Here is a 16,025-nt window from a genome sequence, read left to right as displayed (position 1 = left end):
TCGGCCGCCTGCTCTCGAACGATGGCAGGCTGTTTGCTTCTTCAACGAGTGTTCGTTCTTTCAAGCGAGGATCGTCATCACGCAATCCGCCTCTCATGGCAGCGCCGCCGGGCGCACGCCAACGCCATACGACATGGAACACGCTGCCCATGGCTGAATTCGTACCCGTCGATGCTTTCGACCTGCTCATATTCGGCGGCACCGGCGATCTGGCGCGGCGCAAGCTGCTGCCGGCGCTGTTCCATCGCGATCGCGACGAACAGTTCAGCGCCGACAGCCGCATCATCGCCGTCTCGCGCGGCGAGATGGACGATGCGGCCTATGCCGAATGGGTCCACGACGCGCTCAAGGAACAGCTCACCACGAAGGAACTCGAGCCCGCGGTCTGGGAACGCTTCGCCGTGCGGCTGTACCACTACAGCCTCGACATGCAGGATGACAGCGGCTGGGCCGGGTTGGGCGACAAGCTCGACGACACCCACAGCCGCAACCGCGTGTTCTATCTGGCCACTTCACCGTCGCTGTTCGGCACCATCGCCGGCCAGCTCGCCCAGGCCGGGCTGACCGACGAGCGCTCGCGCATCGTTCTGGAAAAGCCGGTCGGCCACGATTTCGATTCCGCGCGCGAGATCAATGACGCCGTCGGCGAGGTGTTCGCCGAATCGCAGATCTATCGCATCGATCATTATCTCGGCAAGGAGACGGTGCAGAACGTGCTGGCGCTGCGTTTCGGCAACTCCCTGTTCGAGCCGCTCTGGGCGCGTGGGGCCGTGGATCACGTACAGATCACGGTGGCCGAGAATCTCGGCGTCGGTCAGCGCTTCGATTTCTACAACCGCACCGGCGCGCTGCGCGACATGGTCCAGAACCATATGCTGCAGCTGTTGTGCATGGTCGCCATGGAGCCACCGGCGAGCATGGACCACGACGACATCCGCAACGAAAAGATCAAGGTGCTGCGTGCGCTCAAGCCGATCACGCCGGAGGTGGTCGACCGCGTTACGGTACGCGGGCGCTATACCGCCGGTATCGTCGGCGGCGAGCCGGTGCCCGGCTATCGCGAAGAGGGCGACGACCCGGAGGTGAAAACGGCGGAACAGGACACCGAAACCTTCGTCGCCATCAAGGCCGAGATCGACAACTGGCGCTGGAACGGTACGCCGTTCTATCTGCGCACCGGCAAGCGCATGGCGCGCAAGCTTTCCGAGATCGTGTTCCAGTTCAAACCGGTGCCGCATTCGATCTTCGGCGATCAGCCGCTCACGCCGAATCGGCTCGTGCTCAGCCTGCAGCCGGAAGAGGGCGTGCAGCTCACGCTGATGACCAAGGAGCCGGGGCCGGGCGGATTCCGTATGCGCTCGCTGCCGCTCAATCTCAATTTCCCGGACGCGTTTTCGGTTACCTATCCGGATGCCTACGAGCGGCTGCTCATGGAAGTGCTGCGCGGCAACCCGGCGCTGTTCATGCGCCGCGACGAGATCGAATCCGCCTGGCGCTGGATCGATCGCATCATCGACAGCTGGCATACGCGCGGCGTGCGTACCCACGAATACATGGCCGGCAGCTGGGGGCCGACCGATTCCTTCGTACTGCTCGACCGCGACGACCGCCGCTGGGCACAGCCGGAATGAGCATGCCCGCATTGCACGAATACCCGAGCCGCGGCACCTGCGCGCAGGCGCTCGCCGATGCGTTGGCCGAACGGCTGCGTGAAGGCATCGCCAAGAACGGCCGCGCAACGCTCGTGCTCAGTGGCGGCTCGTCGCCGATCGATCTGTTCGAACGCCTCGCGCTGATCGAGCTGGACTGGTCGCGGGTGACCGTCCTGCCCAGCGACGAACGCTGGGTGTCGTCCGACCACGCCGACAGCAACGAGGCCGCGCTGCGCCAGCATCTGCTGTACGGGCCGGGCAACGCCGCCCGGCTGTTCGGCCTGTATCGCGACGCGCCCACGCCCGGCGAAGCCCTGTCCGATCTGAATACGGCGCTGGCAGAATTGCCGCGGCCGTTCGATGCGGTCGTGCTCGGCATGGGCGACGATGGCCATACCGCGTCGCTGTTCCCGGACGCGTCGAATATAGAAGCCTGCTTGGCGAGTGATGCCGACTGTGTGGTGCCCGATCGGCCGAACGACGACGGGCCCGCCCGTATCAGCTTGAGCTTGAAGCGCCTGCTGGCCACGCGTTCGCTTTATCTGTTGTTCTTCGGCGACGACAAGCGCCGCGTATACGACAAGGCCTGCCGGCCCGGCCCGGCCACCGAATTTCCCGTACGGGGCGTGATCCAACAGGATGACGTACCCGTCGACGTCTACTGGTCCGACTAGAAGCGGGCGGCCTGCCCGCCGGAGCGACAAGCAATGAGCCTGCATCCCGTCATCGACGAAGTGACCGAACGCGTCATCGCGCGCAGTCGCGCGCCGCGTGCCGAATACCTGGCCAAGATCGAACACGCCCGGCGTATCGGCCCGCACCGCGGCGAGTTGTCATGTGGCAATCTCGCCCACGGTTTCGCGGTTGAAGACAAGCCGGGCAAGGACGCCCTGGCCGGCAGCAAGCGGCCGAATATCGCCATTGTCTCCGCTTACAACGAGATGCTGTCGGCACACCAGCCGCTTGGCGATTTCCCGCCGCTGATCAAGGAGGCCGCCTGGGCCGCCGGCGGCGTCGCCCAGTTCGCCGGTGGCGTGCCGGCGATGTGCGACGGCGTCACCCAGGGCCAGCCGGGCATGGAGCTGTCGCTGTTCTCGCGCGACAACATCGCCATGGCCACCGCCATCGCGCTCACCCACAACATGTTCGACGGCGCGCTGTGCCTGGGCGTATGCGACAAGATCGTGCCGGGGCTGATGATCGGCGCGTTGTCGTTCGGCCATCTGCCGGTGTTGTTCGTGCCGGGCGGGCCGATGACCTCGGGGCTGTCGAACAAGATCAAGTCGCAGGTGCGCCAACGCTTCGCGGCCGGTGAGATCGGCCGCGACGAGCTGCTCAAGGCCGAGTCCATGTCCTATCACTCGCCGGGCACCTGCACCTTTTACGGCACCGCCAATTCCAACCAGCTGTTGATGGAATTCATGGGCCTGCATCTGCCGGGCTCGTCGTTCGTGAACCCGAACACGCCGCTGCGCGATGCGCTCACACGTCGGGCCGGCGCCCATGTCGTCGGCCTCTCGGCGATGGGCGACAACTACCGGCCGATCGGGCGCATCGTCGACGAAAAAGCCGTCATCAACGGCATCGTGGGCCTGCTCGCCTCGGGCGGTTCCACCAACCACACCATGCATATCGTCGCCATGGCGCGCGCTGCCGGGGTGAAGATCGACTGGACCGATTTCGCCGAAATCTCGGCCGTGGTGCCGCTGATGGCGCGGGTCTATCCCAACGGCGTGGCGGACGTGAACCATTTCGCGGCGGCCGGCGGCATCCAGTTCATGATTCGCGAACTGCTCGCCGCCGGTCTGCTGCACGACGATGTCTCCACCGTGGTCGGCGACGGCCTGCATCGCTACACGCAGGAACCGTTTCTCGACGGCGATGAGCTGGTCTGGCGCGAAGGCGCGAGCGAAAGCCACGATACCGATGTGCTGCGCGGCGTGGCCGAACCGTTCGCGGCCACCGGCGGGCTGCGCGTGCTCACCGGCAATCTTGGCCGCGGCATCATCAAGATTTCGGCGGTCGAGAAAGAACACCGCACCATCCATGCCCCGGCGAAGGTCTTTCCGAGCCAGGAACATGTGCTCGAGGCCTATCAGGCCGGCGAACTCGAACGCGACACCGCGATCGTGGTCATCAACCAGGGCCCGCGGGGCAACGGCATGCCCGAGCTGCACAAACTCACACCCTCGCTCGGCGTGCTGCAGGACAAGGGCTATCAGGTCGCGCTCATCACCGATGGGCGCATGTCTGGCGCTTCCGGCAAGATCCCGGCGGCGATCCAGATCACGCCCGAAGCACGCCTCGGCGGGCTGATCGGGCGCATTCGCGATGGCGACATGATCGCGTTGGACGCCGAGGCCGGGAAGCTGCGCGTCGAGGTCGACGACGCTGAACTCGAGGCGCGCGAGCCGACCACGTTCGAGGATAAGCCGGAAACCGAATTCGGCTTCGGCCGCGAGCTGTTCGCGGTATTCCGCCGCAACGTCGGCTCGGCCGAAGAGGGCGCCTGTGCGCTGCTCGATGCCCAGCCGGCCGAGACCGAAACACGCACCACGGTCGCGGAGCAGGAGCCGGCCGAATGAGATACAACGAAACACGCGACGTGATGGCGATCGCGCCGGTGATCCCGGTCGTGGTCGTGCCCGACGCCGCCTCCGGCGTCGAGATCGCCCGTGCGCTGGTCGCAGGCGGTATCGGGGTGATCGAGGTCACGCTGCGAACCGAGGCCGGGCTGGCCGCGATCGAGGCGATCGCCAACGAGGTTGACGGTATCTGTGTCGGCGCCGGCACGGTCTGGACTGCGGCCCAGGCGGCCCGGGCCATCGATGCAGGCGCCGAGTTCATGGTCTCGCCCGGCATCGCCGATGAGGTGAACGGCGTTGCCCAGACCCGCGATGTGGCTTATTTGCCGGGCGCGCAGACGGTCAGCGAGATCGCGCATCTCAGACGCCAGGGCGTGGATGCGACCAAGCTGTTTCCAGCCTCGGTCGTGGGCGGGCCGGCCGCGATCAAGGCGTTTTTAAGCGTGTTTCCCGATCTGGTGTTCTGTCCGACTGGCGGCATCAAGGAAGACACGGCCAATGATTATCTGGCTCTGGATTGTGTGCCCTGTGTGGGGGGGAGTTGGTTGGTCTCGGCGGATGCTGTGAACGCTGGCGATTGGGAAGCTGTTCGGGCGGCTGCCGAGCGGGCGGCTGCCTTGTAGGGCTCTTGAGTAACACAAGAGGGCGGCGTCACTCCGCGAGGATCGTGATCGACTGCGGCGCTTGATTTTAGCTTGGGGTTTCGCACTGATGTGCGAGTCACTTTCATTTGCTTGTCCAAATGAAAGTAACCAAAGCAAAAGACACCCTGTCTTGCGTCGGCGCTTTGCGCCGATGCCCTGCGCGGCTCCGGCCGCAAGCGGGCCAGCCGGAAACTCGCTTCGCTCAAACATCCGGCTGTCTGTTTCCGCTTTCGGCCTCCACTGCTCGGCGCTACGTCCAAGGGGCCCCAATACAGGCTGGCTCGCTGTCGCTCGCGGAAGGTCACGTCACCATTTCTCTAGCTTGGACTAGCCGGAGGCGTGATCCAGCGGGAACGCGGGCAGGCGCACTCAATCCATCTCTGTAGTTGCGCTGGCCTGACGTTCTGAACCGCGGCGCCTGTATTCAGGCCCCTTCGCATGGCGACGGAGACGCGCAGCGGCGAAGGGTGTCCGGCGCACTGCGCCGGTGCGGCCAGCTGTTTGAGGATCGCCAAAGCGATCCGAGTTCTGGCCGCATCCCTTCGTCGCGAGCATCGGAGTGCACCGGCGCTTCGCGCCGGCGCCGTGCGGGGTGTCTTTTTCTTTGCTTCCTTTCTTTTGGACAAGCAAAAGAAAGGGAGTCGCACAACAGTGCGAAACGAAAGGGCCGACAAACTCGTGAGTGCCGAAGAACTCGTGGCTTGAACCCGCCGAGTCAGGACCGAAGACTGCACTAGATCGACTACGGTTTCAGCGCGTCAGCGAGCGACTCAATCTTCCAACTCAGTCGCCCGCCACATAAACCAACTCCCCACCGACCGATAAGGCCGCCAGATCTCACATTCGCGTTCCAGCTGCTTCGGCTTGGGAAGCTCATCGCGCCCGTAGGTCATCGCATAACCCTTGCGCACGCCCAGATCGTGAATAGGCATCACGTCCGGCCGGCCGAGATGGAAAAGCAGCAGCATCTCCACTGTCCAGCGGCCAATGCCGCGAATGGCGGAATAGCGTTCGATCAGTTCGGCGTCGTCGTAATCGTCGAGCCGCGATTCGTCCGGCAGTTCGCCGGCCAGCTGTGCGGCGGCGAGCGCCTGTAGGCTGAGCATCTTGTTCTGCGACAGCCCGGCACCGCGCAGGGTAGCGTCCTCGGCTGCGGCAATGCGTTCGGCACCCGGCGTATCGCCGCCGTCGAGCGCGGCGAGCACGCGCCGATGAATGGTGCCCGCGGCCTTGCCGGAGAGCTGCTGATAGACGATCGCGCGCATCAGCGCATGAAACGCATCGGGCGCCGCCACGGTCTGCGGTGAATACGGGCCGACGCGTGCGATCAGTTTGCCGAGCACCGGATCGGCCGCGCTCAGTTCGTGTACGGCTTTTTCGGCGTCAAAACTCAGCGGCGTGGCCCGGCCAGCGGTGTAGGCCGTGCCCACTTCCTGCTTGGAAGAATCAGCCATCAGACGCCCCGCAACGCCTTCTCGATCGGCGTATCGCCGGCGAGCATCTCGTAGTGCTGGCCGATCGTGCTCGGCGAATCCAGCGTGAGTAGCAGGGCGTGTGCCACGTCTTCACGTGTGACCTCGCCGTAGCGGTTCAGATCCTTGGCGATATCGGCGGTGCCGGTGGCTTCCTCGTCGGTCAGCTTGCCGGGGCGCACGATCGTGTATTCCAGATCACTCGCGCGCAGGTGATCGTCCGCGGCCTTCTTCGCCTCGAAGTAGTGGCGCATCTTCTCGGGGCCTTTCTCCGGCGTGTCCGCGTTCATGGACGACACCAGCAGAAAACGGCGTACGCCCGCGCGTTCGGCCTGGTCGATAATCGAGATCGCGCCGTTGCGATCCACGTCTTCAGTCTTTTCCGGGCCGGTATGCGCGCCGGAGCCTGCGGTGAAGATCACCGCATCGCAGCCGGCGAGCGCATCGCTCACGTCGCCTTCGAGATCGGCGACCACAACCTCTGCGGCTCCGAGCGCGAGCATCTCGTCACGCTGAGATTCGTCGCGAACCATCGCGCGAGCGGTATGTGCGCTCTTGGCCATCTGGCGTACCAAACGCTGGCCAATATTGCCGTGGGATCCAACGATCAATACGTTCATGTCAGACCTTCCTGTCGTGCTGTGCTTGTATGAGCGGCCCACGGCATCGCCGCGAGCGGTTGAAATCATTGCTGCACCGTACAACCTTAGGTTGGGTCAACGATTTGCAAGCGACCGTTTTCTACGGCGAAGGACAATCAATGATCGATCTCTATACCTGGACCACGCCCAACGGGCACAAGATCCACATCATGCTCGAGGAAATCGGGCTGGAATATAAAGCGCACCCGATCAACATCGGTAAGGGCGACCAGTTCGGCGAAGACTTCTTAAGAATCAGCCCGAACAACAAGATTCCGGCAATGGTCGATCACGACGGCCCCAACGGCAAGCCGTATTCGATGTTCGAATCCGGCGCCATGCTGATCTATCTGGCCGAAAAGACCGGCCGTCTGCTGCCGACCGATACGGTCAAGCGCAACGATGTCATGCAGTGGTTGATGTTCCAGATGGCCAGCGTCGGCCCGATGCTCGGCCAGGCGCATCACTTCAACAAGTATGCGCCGGAGAAGATTGAGTACGCGGTCAAGCGTTACGAGAACGAAGCCAACCGTATTTACGGGGTCATGGATCGTCGCCTGGCGGACTTCAAATTCCTCGCCGGCAACGACTATTCCATCGCCGATATCGCGACTTGGCCGTGGCTGCGCAGCGCCGAAACCCAGGGCGTGAATATCGACGATTATCCAAATGTTCGCCGCTGGTTCGAGATGATTGGTGACCGTGAGAACGTGAAGAAGGGCTTGCAGGTGCTGGCGGATCATCACACGGATCTCAGCAAGGACAAGGATGCTTTGGAGAATATGTTTGGTAACAAGCAGTACGAGAAGCGTTGATCTGTTTCGTTAAGGGGACGGGCTGACCGGCCTCGCTTTCGATGTCAGAAAAGCCTGGAAGCCGGTTTTCACTTAATGGAAACCGGCTTTTTTTATGGCTTGAGAATTGCTGTGGGTGTAGACGAATTGGTGCTTTAGGTACGCGGCTATCTCGGCTCACCAGTCAGTCGCGCCTTTTGTTTCGCACTGCTGTGCGACTCACTTTCTTTTGCTTGTCCAAAAGAAAGTAAGCAAACAAAAAGACACCCGGGCACAGCGCCGGCTGCGCCGGTGCCCTCCGACACGCAGCGGCGACGGGATGCGTACAGAACTCGGATCGCTTGGGCGATCCTCAGACATGCTGTACGCACCGGCGCAGTGCGCCGGACCCCCGTCGCCACTACGTGTCTCCGTCGCCGTGCAACGGGGCCCGAATACAGGCACCGCGGTTCGGGGCGTAAGGACGGCGCAACTACGCAGCCGGAATGAGGGCGCTTGTCCGCGTTTCCGCCGGATTGCGCCTCCGGCTAATCCGAGCTACAGAAGTAGCGACGCTACCTCCAGCGAGCGAAAGCGAGCCTGCCTGTATTTGGGCCCCTTGGGTGTAGCGCCGAGCAGCGGAGCGCGGCCGGGATCAAGCAGCCGGATGTTTGAGCGCAGCGAGTTCCGGCTGCGCCCGGCCGGGCGAGCAGCGCAGGGCACCGATGCGAAGCATCGGCGCAAGACGGGGTGTCTTTTGTTTTGGTGTCTTTTATTTGGACAAGCAAATAAAAGACACTCGCACAGCAGTGCGAAACCCCAAGTTGAATTCGCCTGGATGCGCAATTCAACGCTCACAAACTAAGTCGATTGTTTTTTAACCTAGTTTATATCCGGCGCGTGTTACCGGCTATCACCGTCGCCTATCCAGACAGTGTCACATTTGATAAAAGAGTGGTGTGACGATCAAGAGAGCAGCTGTGACTTAGAATGCGAGATCCAATCAAATCTCTTTTGACCTCTCTCTATGGCTCAATCGGTTCTGACCCTGTTGCTTTTCTGAGATCATGAATACGACCAAGAAGGGAGATCGGCTCGAAGATCGCGCCTTTTCTGATATTAAAAAACAGATCGCAGAAGATCGCTTTTTCGCAAAGAAAGAATACTGCGAAATATTCAGAAAAAAGGGCTACTACTCTAGAGACCGGAAGAAAAACATAGTATTCGATATTTCCGTTGAGGTAACGTTGGCGGGCGAGGATCGTTACTCACTGTTATTCCTGTTTGAGTGCAAAAATTACGGCCACAGCATTCCTGTGGACGATGTGGAAGAGTTTTTTTCTAAAATACAACAGGTCTCGGGTGCCAACTGCAAAGGGATCGTGCTTTCAGAAAGTTTTTATCAAGAAGGATCGTTTGAATTCGCTAAATCCAAGGGTATAGGTCTATTGCGCTATTTCGGCGACGACGACCGCGAATGGGTTCTGACACGTTCGCCTTCCAGTATGGCTTTAGCTAAATTTGGGTCTTTCGATAAATCCAGTATTTATCAAGCTCTCCGCGATAAAGACTATAAAAGCAAATATTTCGATTTTTACGGCTATGTGGGTGGAGCCTACACGGTCTCTTTAAGAGAGTTTTTTCAATCCCTGGCTAAGTTTTCAGCGAGCTCCGCTACCCTTGATGCTCTCTCGCATGTTGAGAAAGCGACTACAGATCTTAAGCCGTTTGTTCCTTATTTACATGAGGGGCAAATCGAACAAGTCGCACTCCATCTTCTGACGGAAGTCAATTACGAGACCGGCTCCGTACCATTAAATGAAGTCTGCCATTTGTTCCGCAAGCGATTTGGTCTTGTGGTTGAACATGGTTCGAGGCTCGAGACTGGAGTGCTTGGCCAGATATCGTTCGAGCCAGACTTAGTTTCGATAGACACGTATCAAGCTTCAACGCCAGAGCGAGGGAGATTTACCCTCGCCCACGAGTTGGGGCATTTTTCTTTGCGGCATCGCGAATTCATGAGGCGTGAAACGTGCCATGAGGAAGACATTGAGATTGAGAGCTCCGGTGGCGTGGAGCTGCGAGATATCCGGCGACTGGAATGGCAGGCTAACTATTTTGCATCTTGTTTACTGTTGCCGAAAAAACAATTCGAGGAGGAGTTGTTAAAACAGGTTTCGCTACATGGTCTATTCGATCGAGGCTATGGTTTGCTTTACCTCGACCATCAACCTTGCAACATCGCAACATTCTGTAAGGTGACCGCACCTCTTATGCGGCTGTTTCAAGTGTCGAGAAGCGTTGTGAAGTTGCGCCTATTGAAGCTCGGCTTCCTAAATGAATTAGTAGTTTCGAAGCACTAACCCTTATTTGTATATAGGTTCGGGTCTCGGGTGATGCACCTGCGTGGGCGGAGGTGTGGTTTCGGAGCAACAATAATCAAGCGCGTACTGTGGTCCCTAAGCCGATGCCCAGCCTCCCGGTGCATGTATACGGCGTCCGGCTAGCGCGCTCGGTATCATGAGTCCTTCCGAGCGCCTGAAAGACTCCAATGACCATCCAAAACCAACGCGATCTCGACGGCATTCTGGCCATAGGCCGAATCGTTGCCGAAATCCGCGACGCCATGCTGGCCGCAATCGAACCAGGTATGACAACCGCCGAACTCGATGAAGTCGGCGGTCAGATGTTGTCGCGCCTGGGCGCAACCTCGGCACCGATGAAATGCTATGACTTCCCGGGCTTCACCTGCATCAGCGTGAACGAAGAGGCCGCCCATGGCGTGCCCGGCGCGCGGGTGATCGGCGCGGGCGATATCGTGAACGTCGATGTGTCCGCCGAGCGTGACGGCTATTTCGCTGATACGGGCGGTACGACCGTTGTTGCCCCGGTGGCGCAGGAAAAAGCGTCGCTATGTCAGGCCACGGAGCTGGCGCTTGAGCGCGCATTGGCCGAGGTGCGTGCGGGCGCGCGGATCAACAGGATCGGCAAGGCGATCGAGCGGGTGGCGAAATCGCATCGGCTCAAGGTGATCGAGAATCTGGCCGGGCATGGTCTGGGCCGCTCCCTGCACGAAGAGCCGGAAGCCATTGTCGGTTTCTACGATCGCAAGGATCGCCGCCGACTGGAATACGGGCAGGTGATTGCCGTGGAGCCTTTTCTGTCGACGCGCAGCACGTTCGTGTCGGAAATGGACGATGGCTGGACGCTGGTGGGCGATCCGAACAGCCGCTCGGCGCAGTTCGAGCACACCGTGATCGTGACCGATGGCGCGCCGATTATCGCGACACGTTCGCAGGCCGCCGCCTATGCGTAGTGGGGAAGGACGTACGATTTCCTGCCGGCGCGCTCGCTCGCCGCGGAACCGCTAACGACTCTCCGCTTTTTCCGCTTCCCGAAGCACGCGCTGACTGGTTCGCGCCACGGTCCACCCGATCAGCACGACGACCACAATCGTCGCGACCAACCCACCGCCGTAGAGCAGCCATTCGTTGCCGCCCCATTCGGAGGGCTTGGTCGCGCCCAGCAGGTGCTGGCCGCTGGCGCCGAGCCAGATCAGAAACAGCTTGATCGGCAACATGCCGAGGAGCGACGCGACGATAAAGGTCGTCCACCGGATCGTGCTCGCACCGAGCACGTAGCTGGTGAGGTTGAACGGCACGGCGGGCGACAGGCGGATCAGCACGGTGATCCAGAAGCCGCGCTGTTCCACGGCGGCTTCGATCTGCTGCGCGAGGCGTTTGCCGTCCAGCTTCTTCGCCACCCAGTCGCGCGCGAGCCAGCGCCCGCAAACGAAGCCCACGTTGGCAGCGAGTAGGGCGCCCGCGAGGACCGCCGCACTGCCCGTCCAGAAGCCGAAGATCGCGCCCGCGATCAGTTCGACCAGACCGGTGGGCGCGGCGAGTGCGCCCAGCGCGCCGTAGATCAGCGCGAACAGTACCGGGCCGGCCCAGCCCAGGGATTCGAACTGGCTGCGGGTCGCCTGGAACAACTGCCCGATATCGAAAACGGTCGAGCCGAGCACGAAGATGAGTAGGGCGACGGCAAGCAGGGCCAGCCGGAGCAGGGTCTTGTTCGACAAACGATGTTCCTCGCGGCGGGGCGCGCAGCGCTTGCGCATCGAAACGCAGCCGGGTGGGGTATGCGTGGCGCGTGCAATACGCGGCCGAGCGAGAGTATGCCGGTGTAGCGGTTGTGGGTCAGCGGGTGGCCGGCCGAGTATCGCTATATCGAAGCCCCCAGAATCACCAGCAGCGTCAGGCTGAACGGAATCAGCACCGCGACGACGAAGATATCTGCATAGCTCTGCCGATGGGTAAGCCCCGTGATGGCAAGCAGGGTGATGACCGCGCCGTTGTGCGGTAGGGCGTCGAAGCCGCCGGACGACAGCGCGACCACGCGGTGCATGATTTCGGGATCGATGCCGGCGGCCTGGGCACGGCTCATGAATTCGCCGCCGAGTGTTTCCAGCGCGATCGACATGCCGCCGGAGGCCGAGCCGGTGATGCCGGCAAGCACGTTAGTCGCCACCGCGGATGACAGCAGCGGGTTGCTGGAAATACCGAGCACCGCGTCGCGTATCACCATGAATGCCGGAAGCGATGCGATCACTGCGCCATAGCCGACCTCGGAAGCCGTGTTGAACACCGGCAGCAGCGAACCGAGCGTGCCGCGGTTGAAGCTCTGCTTGAGATCGTCGAAGCGCGGCCAGTTCAGCGCCGTGACCAGCGCGATGGCGAAAACCAGCGAGGCGATGATGGCCCAGATGCCGCGCACGTCGCCGATTTCAGCGCCGCCGTAGTCCTCCTGGCTTAGATAGCTGGTGTCCATCCAGGGAATGACGAGGTAGGTGAACAGCGCATTGAGCGCGATCACGGCCACGACCGGCAGCAGTGCGCGCCAGATCGGCGGCAGCGTAGCGGGCCGGGTCTGGGCGTCGGAATCGGTGGGTTCGTGTTGCCCGTAACCTTCACCGTTGGCCGCCGCACGCGCACGGCGGCGGTTCAGCCAGAGGGTGCCGAATATCAGCATGCCCAGCCCGGCCAGCGTGCCGAAGATCGGCGCGGCGAACGGCGTGGTGTTGAAGTAGGGCATGGGGATCGCGTTCTGGATCGCCGGCGTGCCGGGGAACGCGGTCATCGTGAAGGTGAAGGAGCCGAGCGCGAGCGCGGCCGGCAGCAGGCGCTTGGGCGTCTCGGCGCGTCGGAACAGCTCATTGCCGATCGGGTAGACCGCAAACGCGACCACGAACAGCGACACGCCGCCATAGGTGAGCACGCCGCAGGCGAACACCACGGCTGCGATCGCGTGCTTGGCGCCCATCGTTTCGGTGAACCATTCGGCGATGGTGCGCGCGGAACCCGAGTCCGCCATGAGCTTGCCGAAGATCGCGCCGAGCAGGAACAGCGGGAAGAACTTGACCAGGTAATCACCCAGCGCCGGCATGAAGACCTGGGTATAGGTCGCCAGCACTGGCAGCCCGCCGGCGAACAGCGTGGCCAGCAAGGCCAGCAGCGGCGCAAGAATCAGTACGCTGATCCCGCGATACGCCAAAAACATCAGAAGCGCGAGCGAAAGAAAGATGCCGATCAGGCCCATGGTGTATTTTCCTGTGTCCGGCGCGGCCGGCGTTCGACGGTTCGAGCGGGTGAATCGCTGCCAACATGCGGCAACTGGTTGATTGACCAGCGGTCAGCCGATGAAACGCGGGCGCGTGGATTCTGCTTGGGTCGTAGAGCCTGCGGGATACAACCCGATCGCGTCTCGCATTTACGACTAGAGTCGGAGTCGTCGATCGGCTACAGCCTCCGAGTTGTGCCGCGAAACCAACAGATCAGTAGAAGGAGCGACAGTCCGCCACCATGAGCAATCTTTCCAAACTCGCCGCCGTCGTGGGCGGCCTGGTGCTTCTCTTCGCGCTCGGCTTGATCGGGTATGTCGTGGCGCCGTACTTCGTCGGTGAATCGACCGAGGATCGCACCGCCTTCCTCGACAAGGTGTCGGCCCAGATCAACACGGACCTGCCCACGAAAGTGGATGAAAGCACGCGCCTGGACAGCACCTCGGTCGACGGCGAGACGCTGCAGTTCAACTACACGCTGCTGCCGCCGCTCGCGGACACCCTCGATACGCAGAATTTCATGTCGCAGTACGGGTCCGGTATTCAGCAGATCATCTGCGCTAAAGGCCGGCTGCGGCGGATGCTGCAGAAAGACTTTCGTGTGGCCTACCGGTATCAGCTGGACGACGGCACGGCGCTGGGCGATATCGGCGTCGCGCGCGCCGACTGCGACGTCTGAACAAGACCGTAGGCGAACACGCATAAAAAAGGCGGGGCCGATCGGCCCCGCCTTTTTTCGTCTAGCGTCGTTCGAAAACCCTGACTAGAACATCTCCGACGCATCGATCTCGCGCTCGCCGCCGGACGGGTCGTAGCGATTGTTGATGTGGTCGCCGGTGATCATCTCCCGATAACCCTTGCCGGGGCCGACCATCGGATAGACGCCGGCGTCGGGGTCGATCATCACCTCGAGGAAGGCCGGGCCACGGAATTCCAGGAATTCCTTGACCACGCGTTCCATGTCGGCCGGATCGCGCAGGCGTGCGGCGTATTCGAAGCCGTCGGCCTCGGCGGCCTTGATGAAGTCCTTCTTGTGCAGCGACTTGTCCGACGCGGACAGGCGGCCCTTGAAGAACAGCTTCTGCCACTGCTTGACCATGCCGTCGCCGTTGTTATTGAGCACGACGACCTTCACCGGCAGGTTGTAGGTGGTCACGGTTTCCAGCTCGCCGATGTTCATGCGGATCGAGGCGTCGCCGTCGATATCGATGACCAGCTTGTCGCGCCGCGCGAATGCAGCGCCGATGGCGGCCGGCAGGCCGAAGCCCATCGTGCCCATGGAGCCGGAGGTCAGCCACAGGCGCGGTTCGCAGAAGTCGAAATACTGCGCGGCCCACATCTGATGCTGGCCGACGCCGGTGGCGATCACCGCCTTGCCCTCGGTATGACGGTTGATCTCCTCGATCACCGCATAAGGCTGGATCATGGCCGTGTCCTGCGCATAGCCCATCGCGTAGTCGCGCTTGAGCGCTTTCACGTGCTCATGCCATTCGGCGTAGTCGGCCGAGAAACCCTGTTCGCGGCCGTAGGCCAGTACGCGCGACAGCGACTGCGAGAACAGGCCGACGTGGTGCCATTCCACTGCCTTGACCTTGTTGATCTCGGAGGCGTCGGCATCGAAATGCACGAGCGACTTCGCGTTGGGCGCGAACTTCTCGGGCACGCCGGCCACACGGTCGTCAAAACGCGCGCCGACCGCGATGAGCATGTCGCAGTCCTCGACCGCGTAGTTGGCAAACGCGGTGCCGTGCATGCCGAGCATGTGCAGCGACAGCGTGTCGGTGGTGTCGAACGCGCCGATGCCCATCAACGTGGTCACCACCGGGATGCCGAACGCCTGGGCGAAGGCCGCCAGCTCGCGCGCGGCATCGGCGTTGATCACGCCGCCACCGGCATAGATGAGCGGGCGCTTGCTCTCGGCGAGCAGGGCGAACAGTTCGGCGCACTTGTCGTCGGTGAGCTTGTTCTCGCGCAGGGCCCGCATACGCTGGCGATAGCCGGGCACCGGCAGCAGGCCGGAACCCTGGAAAGCGCCTTCCCAGTTCTGCACGTCCTTGGGCACGTCGATCACGACCGGACCGGGACGGCCGGAGCGCGCGATCTCGAAGGCCGTGCGCACTGTGGCTTCGAGCTTGTCCGGGTCGGTGACCATGAACACATGCTTGGCTGCACTGCTCATGATGTTGGAGACCGGCGCTTCCTGGAATGCGTCGGTGCCGACGGCGGCACGCGCAACCTGGCCACAGATGAGCACGATCGGCACGGAATCGGCCATGCAGTCGCGCACGGGCGTCACACAGTTGGTCGCGCCCGGGCCGGACGTGACCATCGCTACGCCGACCTTGCCGGCCGCGCGCGCATAGCCGGCCGCCATGAAGCCCGCGCCCTGCTCGTTGGCGGGCACGATCAGCGGCATGCGGTCGTGATTGTCTTCGTTGTAGCGGAAGATCGCGTCGTAGGTCGGCAGGATAGCGCCGCCGGAATAGCCGAAAATGGTGTCGACGCCTTCGTCGGCCAGTACCTGTACGATCGTGTCCGCGCCCGAAAGCACGGTTCCGCTGAGCGGATGAGGATCGGTCGAGGCGGCGGACTGGGCGTTGCGCATGATTGCACCCTGTTACGGCGTGGAAAACGGCGG

Annotated in this window: 13 protein-coding genes; 8 read left to right on the top strand and 5 right to left on the bottom strand. The window is 62.1% G+C overall.

Annotated elements, in window-relative coordinates; all coding sequences use genetic code 11:
- Positions 1 to 149 precede the first annotated feature (149 nt).
- Genes zwf through SADO_RS01905 form a run of 4 tightly spaced genes read left to right on the top strand, consistent with a single transcriptional unit; the run spans position 150 to position 4,860 of the window.
- A complete protein-coding gene (gene zwf, locus SADO_RS01920) occupies positions 150 to 1,631 on the top strand; it encodes a glucose-6-phosphate dehydrogenase (RefSeq protein WP_353108749.1) in 1,482 nt (493 codons plus the stop codon).
- 2 nt (positions 1,632 to 1,633) lie between these two features.
- The gene (pgl, locus tag SADO_RS01915; protein ID WP_353108747.1) at positions 1,634 to 2,326 is read left to right on the top strand and encodes a 6-phosphogluconolactonase; all 693 of its coding nucleotides are present in this window, start codon (positions 1,634 to 1,636) and stop codon (positions 2,324 to 2,326) included.
- A gap of 33 nt (positions 2,327 to 2,359) precedes the next feature.
- Positions 2,360 to 4,237, top strand: coding sequence for a phosphogluconate dehydratase (edd, locus tag SADO_RS01910; protein WP_353108745.1), 1,878 nt, complete (start codon positions 2,360 to 2,362; stop codon positions 4,235 to 4,237).
- Positions 4,234 to 4,860, top strand: a complete 627-nt coding sequence (locus SADO_RS01905; RefSeq protein ID WP_353108743.1) for a bifunctional 4-hydroxy-2-oxoglutarate aldolase/2-dehydro-3-deoxy-phosphogluconate aldolase — start codon at positions 4,234 to 4,236, stop codon at positions 4,858 to 4,860. Before edd ends, SADO_RS01905 begins: the two co-directional genes overlap by 4 nt.
- Positions 4,861 to 5,651: 791 nt before the next feature.
- On the opposite strand, the gene SADO_RS01900 is transcribed toward SADO_RS01905, so the two are convergent.
- Complete coding sequence (locus tag SADO_RS01900) at positions 5,652 to 6,335, bottom strand: DNA-3-methyladenine glycosylase family protein (RefSeq protein ID WP_353108741.1); 684 nt, start codon at positions 6,333 to 6,335, stop codon at positions 5,652 to 5,654.
- Positions 6,335 to 6,973 (bottom strand): SDR family oxidoreductase, encoded by a 639-nt coding sequence (locus SADO_RS01895; RefSeq protein ID WP_353108740.1) that lies wholly within the window; start codon positions 6,971 to 6,973, stop codon positions 6,335 to 6,337. Before SADO_RS01895 ends, SADO_RS01900 begins: the two co-directional genes overlap by 1 nt.
- 140 nt (positions 6,974 to 7,113) lie before the next feature.
- On the opposite strand from SADO_RS01895, the gene SADO_RS01890 reads away from it, so the two are divergent.
- From SADO_RS01890 to map, 3 genes are all read left to right on the top strand, one after another.
- Positions 7,114 to 7,809: a glutathione binding-like protein gene (locus SADO_RS01890; RefSeq protein ID WP_353108739.1), complete on the top strand. Its 696-nt coding sequence runs from the start codon at positions 7,114 to 7,116 to the stop codon at positions 7,807 to 7,809.
- 1,025 nt (positions 7,810 to 8,834) lie between these two features.
- Complete coding sequence (locus SADO_RS01885; RefSeq protein ID WP_353108738.1) at positions 8,835 to 10,130, top strand: ImmA/IrrE family metallo-endopeptidase; 1,296 nt, start codon at positions 8,835 to 8,837, stop codon at positions 10,128 to 10,130.
- A 188-nt stretch (positions 10,131 to 10,318) separates the two neighbouring features.
- Positions 10,319 to 11,083 (top strand): type I methionyl aminopeptidase, encoded by a 765-nt coding sequence (gene map, locus SADO_RS01880; RefSeq protein WP_353108736.1) that lies wholly within the window; start codon positions 10,319 to 10,321, stop codon positions 11,081 to 11,083.
- Between the two features lie 51 nt (positions 11,084 to 11,134).
- Here map and SADO_RS01875 read toward each other — a convergent pair whose 3' ends face one another.
- Positions 11,135 to 11,887: a TVP38/TMEM64 family protein gene (locus SADO_RS01875; RefSeq protein ID WP_353108734.1), complete on the bottom strand. Its 753-nt coding sequence runs from the start codon at positions 11,885 to 11,887 to the stop codon at positions 11,135 to 11,137.
- A 104-nt stretch (positions 11,888 to 11,991) separates the two neighbouring features.
- Complete coding sequence (locus SADO_RS01870) at positions 11,992 to 13,365, bottom strand: GntP family permease (RefSeq protein WP_353108733.1); 1,374 nt, start codon at positions 13,363 to 13,365, stop codon at positions 11,992 to 11,994.
- Between the two features lie 263 nt (positions 13,366 to 13,628).
- On the opposite strand from SADO_RS01870, the gene SADO_RS01865 reads away from it, so the two are divergent.
- Positions 13,629 to 14,066, top strand: a complete 438-nt coding sequence (locus tag SADO_RS01865) for a DUF8479 domain-containing protein (RefSeq protein WP_353108732.1) — start codon at positions 13,629 to 13,631, stop codon at positions 14,064 to 14,066.
- Positions 14,067 to 14,150: 84 nt separating this feature from the next.
- Here the strand turns inward: SADO_RS01865 and ilvB are convergent, their stop codons facing one another.
- Positions 14,151 to 15,992, bottom strand: a complete 1,842-nt coding sequence (ilvB, locus tag SADO_RS01860) for a biosynthetic-type acetolactate synthase large subunit (RefSeq protein ID WP_353108731.1) — start codon at positions 15,990 to 15,992, stop codon at positions 14,151 to 14,153.
- Positions 15,993 to 16,025 lie beyond the last annotated feature (33 nt).

It is taken from the genome of Salinisphaera dokdonensis CL-ES53, assembly GCF_040361215.1.
In the GTDB taxonomy this organism is placed as follows: Bacteria; Pseudomonadota; Gammaproteobacteria; order Nevskiales; family Salinisphaeraceae; genus Salinisphaera; species Salinisphaera dokdonensis.
Note: the sequence above shows the minus strand (reverse complement) of the source record. Positions and strands in the feature narration are given on the sequence as shown.

What these genes read in the sequence shown, in the direction of transcription:
- zwf (WP_353108749.1), top strand. Translation starts at nt 150, where the DNA reads ATGGCTGAATTCGTACCCGTCGATGCTTTCGACCTGCTCATATTCGGC.
- pgl (WP_353108747.1), top strand. Translation starts at nt 1,634, where the DNA reads ATGCCCGCATTGCACGAATACCCGAGCCGCGGCACCTGCGCGCAGGCG.
- edd (WP_353108745.1), top strand. Translation starts at nt 2,360, where the DNA reads ATGAGCCTGCATCCCGTCATCGACGAAGTGACCGAACGCGTCATCGCG.
- SADO_RS01905 (WP_353108743.1), top strand. Translation starts at nt 4,234, where the DNA reads ATGAGATACAACGAAACACGCGACGTGATGGCGATCGCGCCGGTGATC.
- SADO_RS01900 (WP_353108741.1), bottom strand. Translation starts at nt 6,335, where the DNA reads ATGGCTGATTCTTCCAAGCAGGAAGTGGGCACGGCCTACACCGCTGGC.
- SADO_RS01895 (WP_353108740.1), bottom strand. Translation starts at nt 6,973, where the DNA reads ATGAACGTATTGATCGTTGGATCCCACGGCAATATTGGCCAGCGTTTG.
- SADO_RS01890 (WP_353108739.1), top strand. Translation starts at nt 7,114, where the DNA reads ATGATCGATCTCTATACCTGGACCACGCCCAACGGGCACAAGATCCAC.
- SADO_RS01885 (WP_353108738.1), top strand. Translation starts at nt 8,835, where the DNA reads ATGAATACGACCAAGAAGGGAGATCGGCTCGAAGATCGCGCCTTTTCT.
- map (WP_353108736.1), top strand. Translation starts at nt 10,319, where the DNA reads ATGACCATCCAAAACCAACGCGATCTCGACGGCATTCTGGCCATAGGC.
- SADO_RS01875 (WP_353108734.1), bottom strand. Translation starts at nt 11,887, where the DNA reads ATGCGCAAGCGCTGCGCGCCCCGCCGCGAGGAACATCGTTTGTCGAAC.
- SADO_RS01870 (WP_353108733.1), bottom strand. Translation starts at nt 13,365, where the DNA reads ATGGGCCTGATCGGCATCTTTCTTTCGCTCGCGCTTCTGATGTTTTTG.
- SADO_RS01865 (WP_353108732.1), top strand. Translation starts at nt 13,629, where the DNA reads ATGAGCAATCTTTCCAAACTCGCCGCCGTCGTGGGCGGCCTGGTGCTT.
- ilvB (WP_353108731.1), bottom strand. Translation starts at nt 15,992, where the DNA reads ATGCGCAACGCCCAGTCCGCCGCCTCGACCGATCCTCATCCGCTCAGC.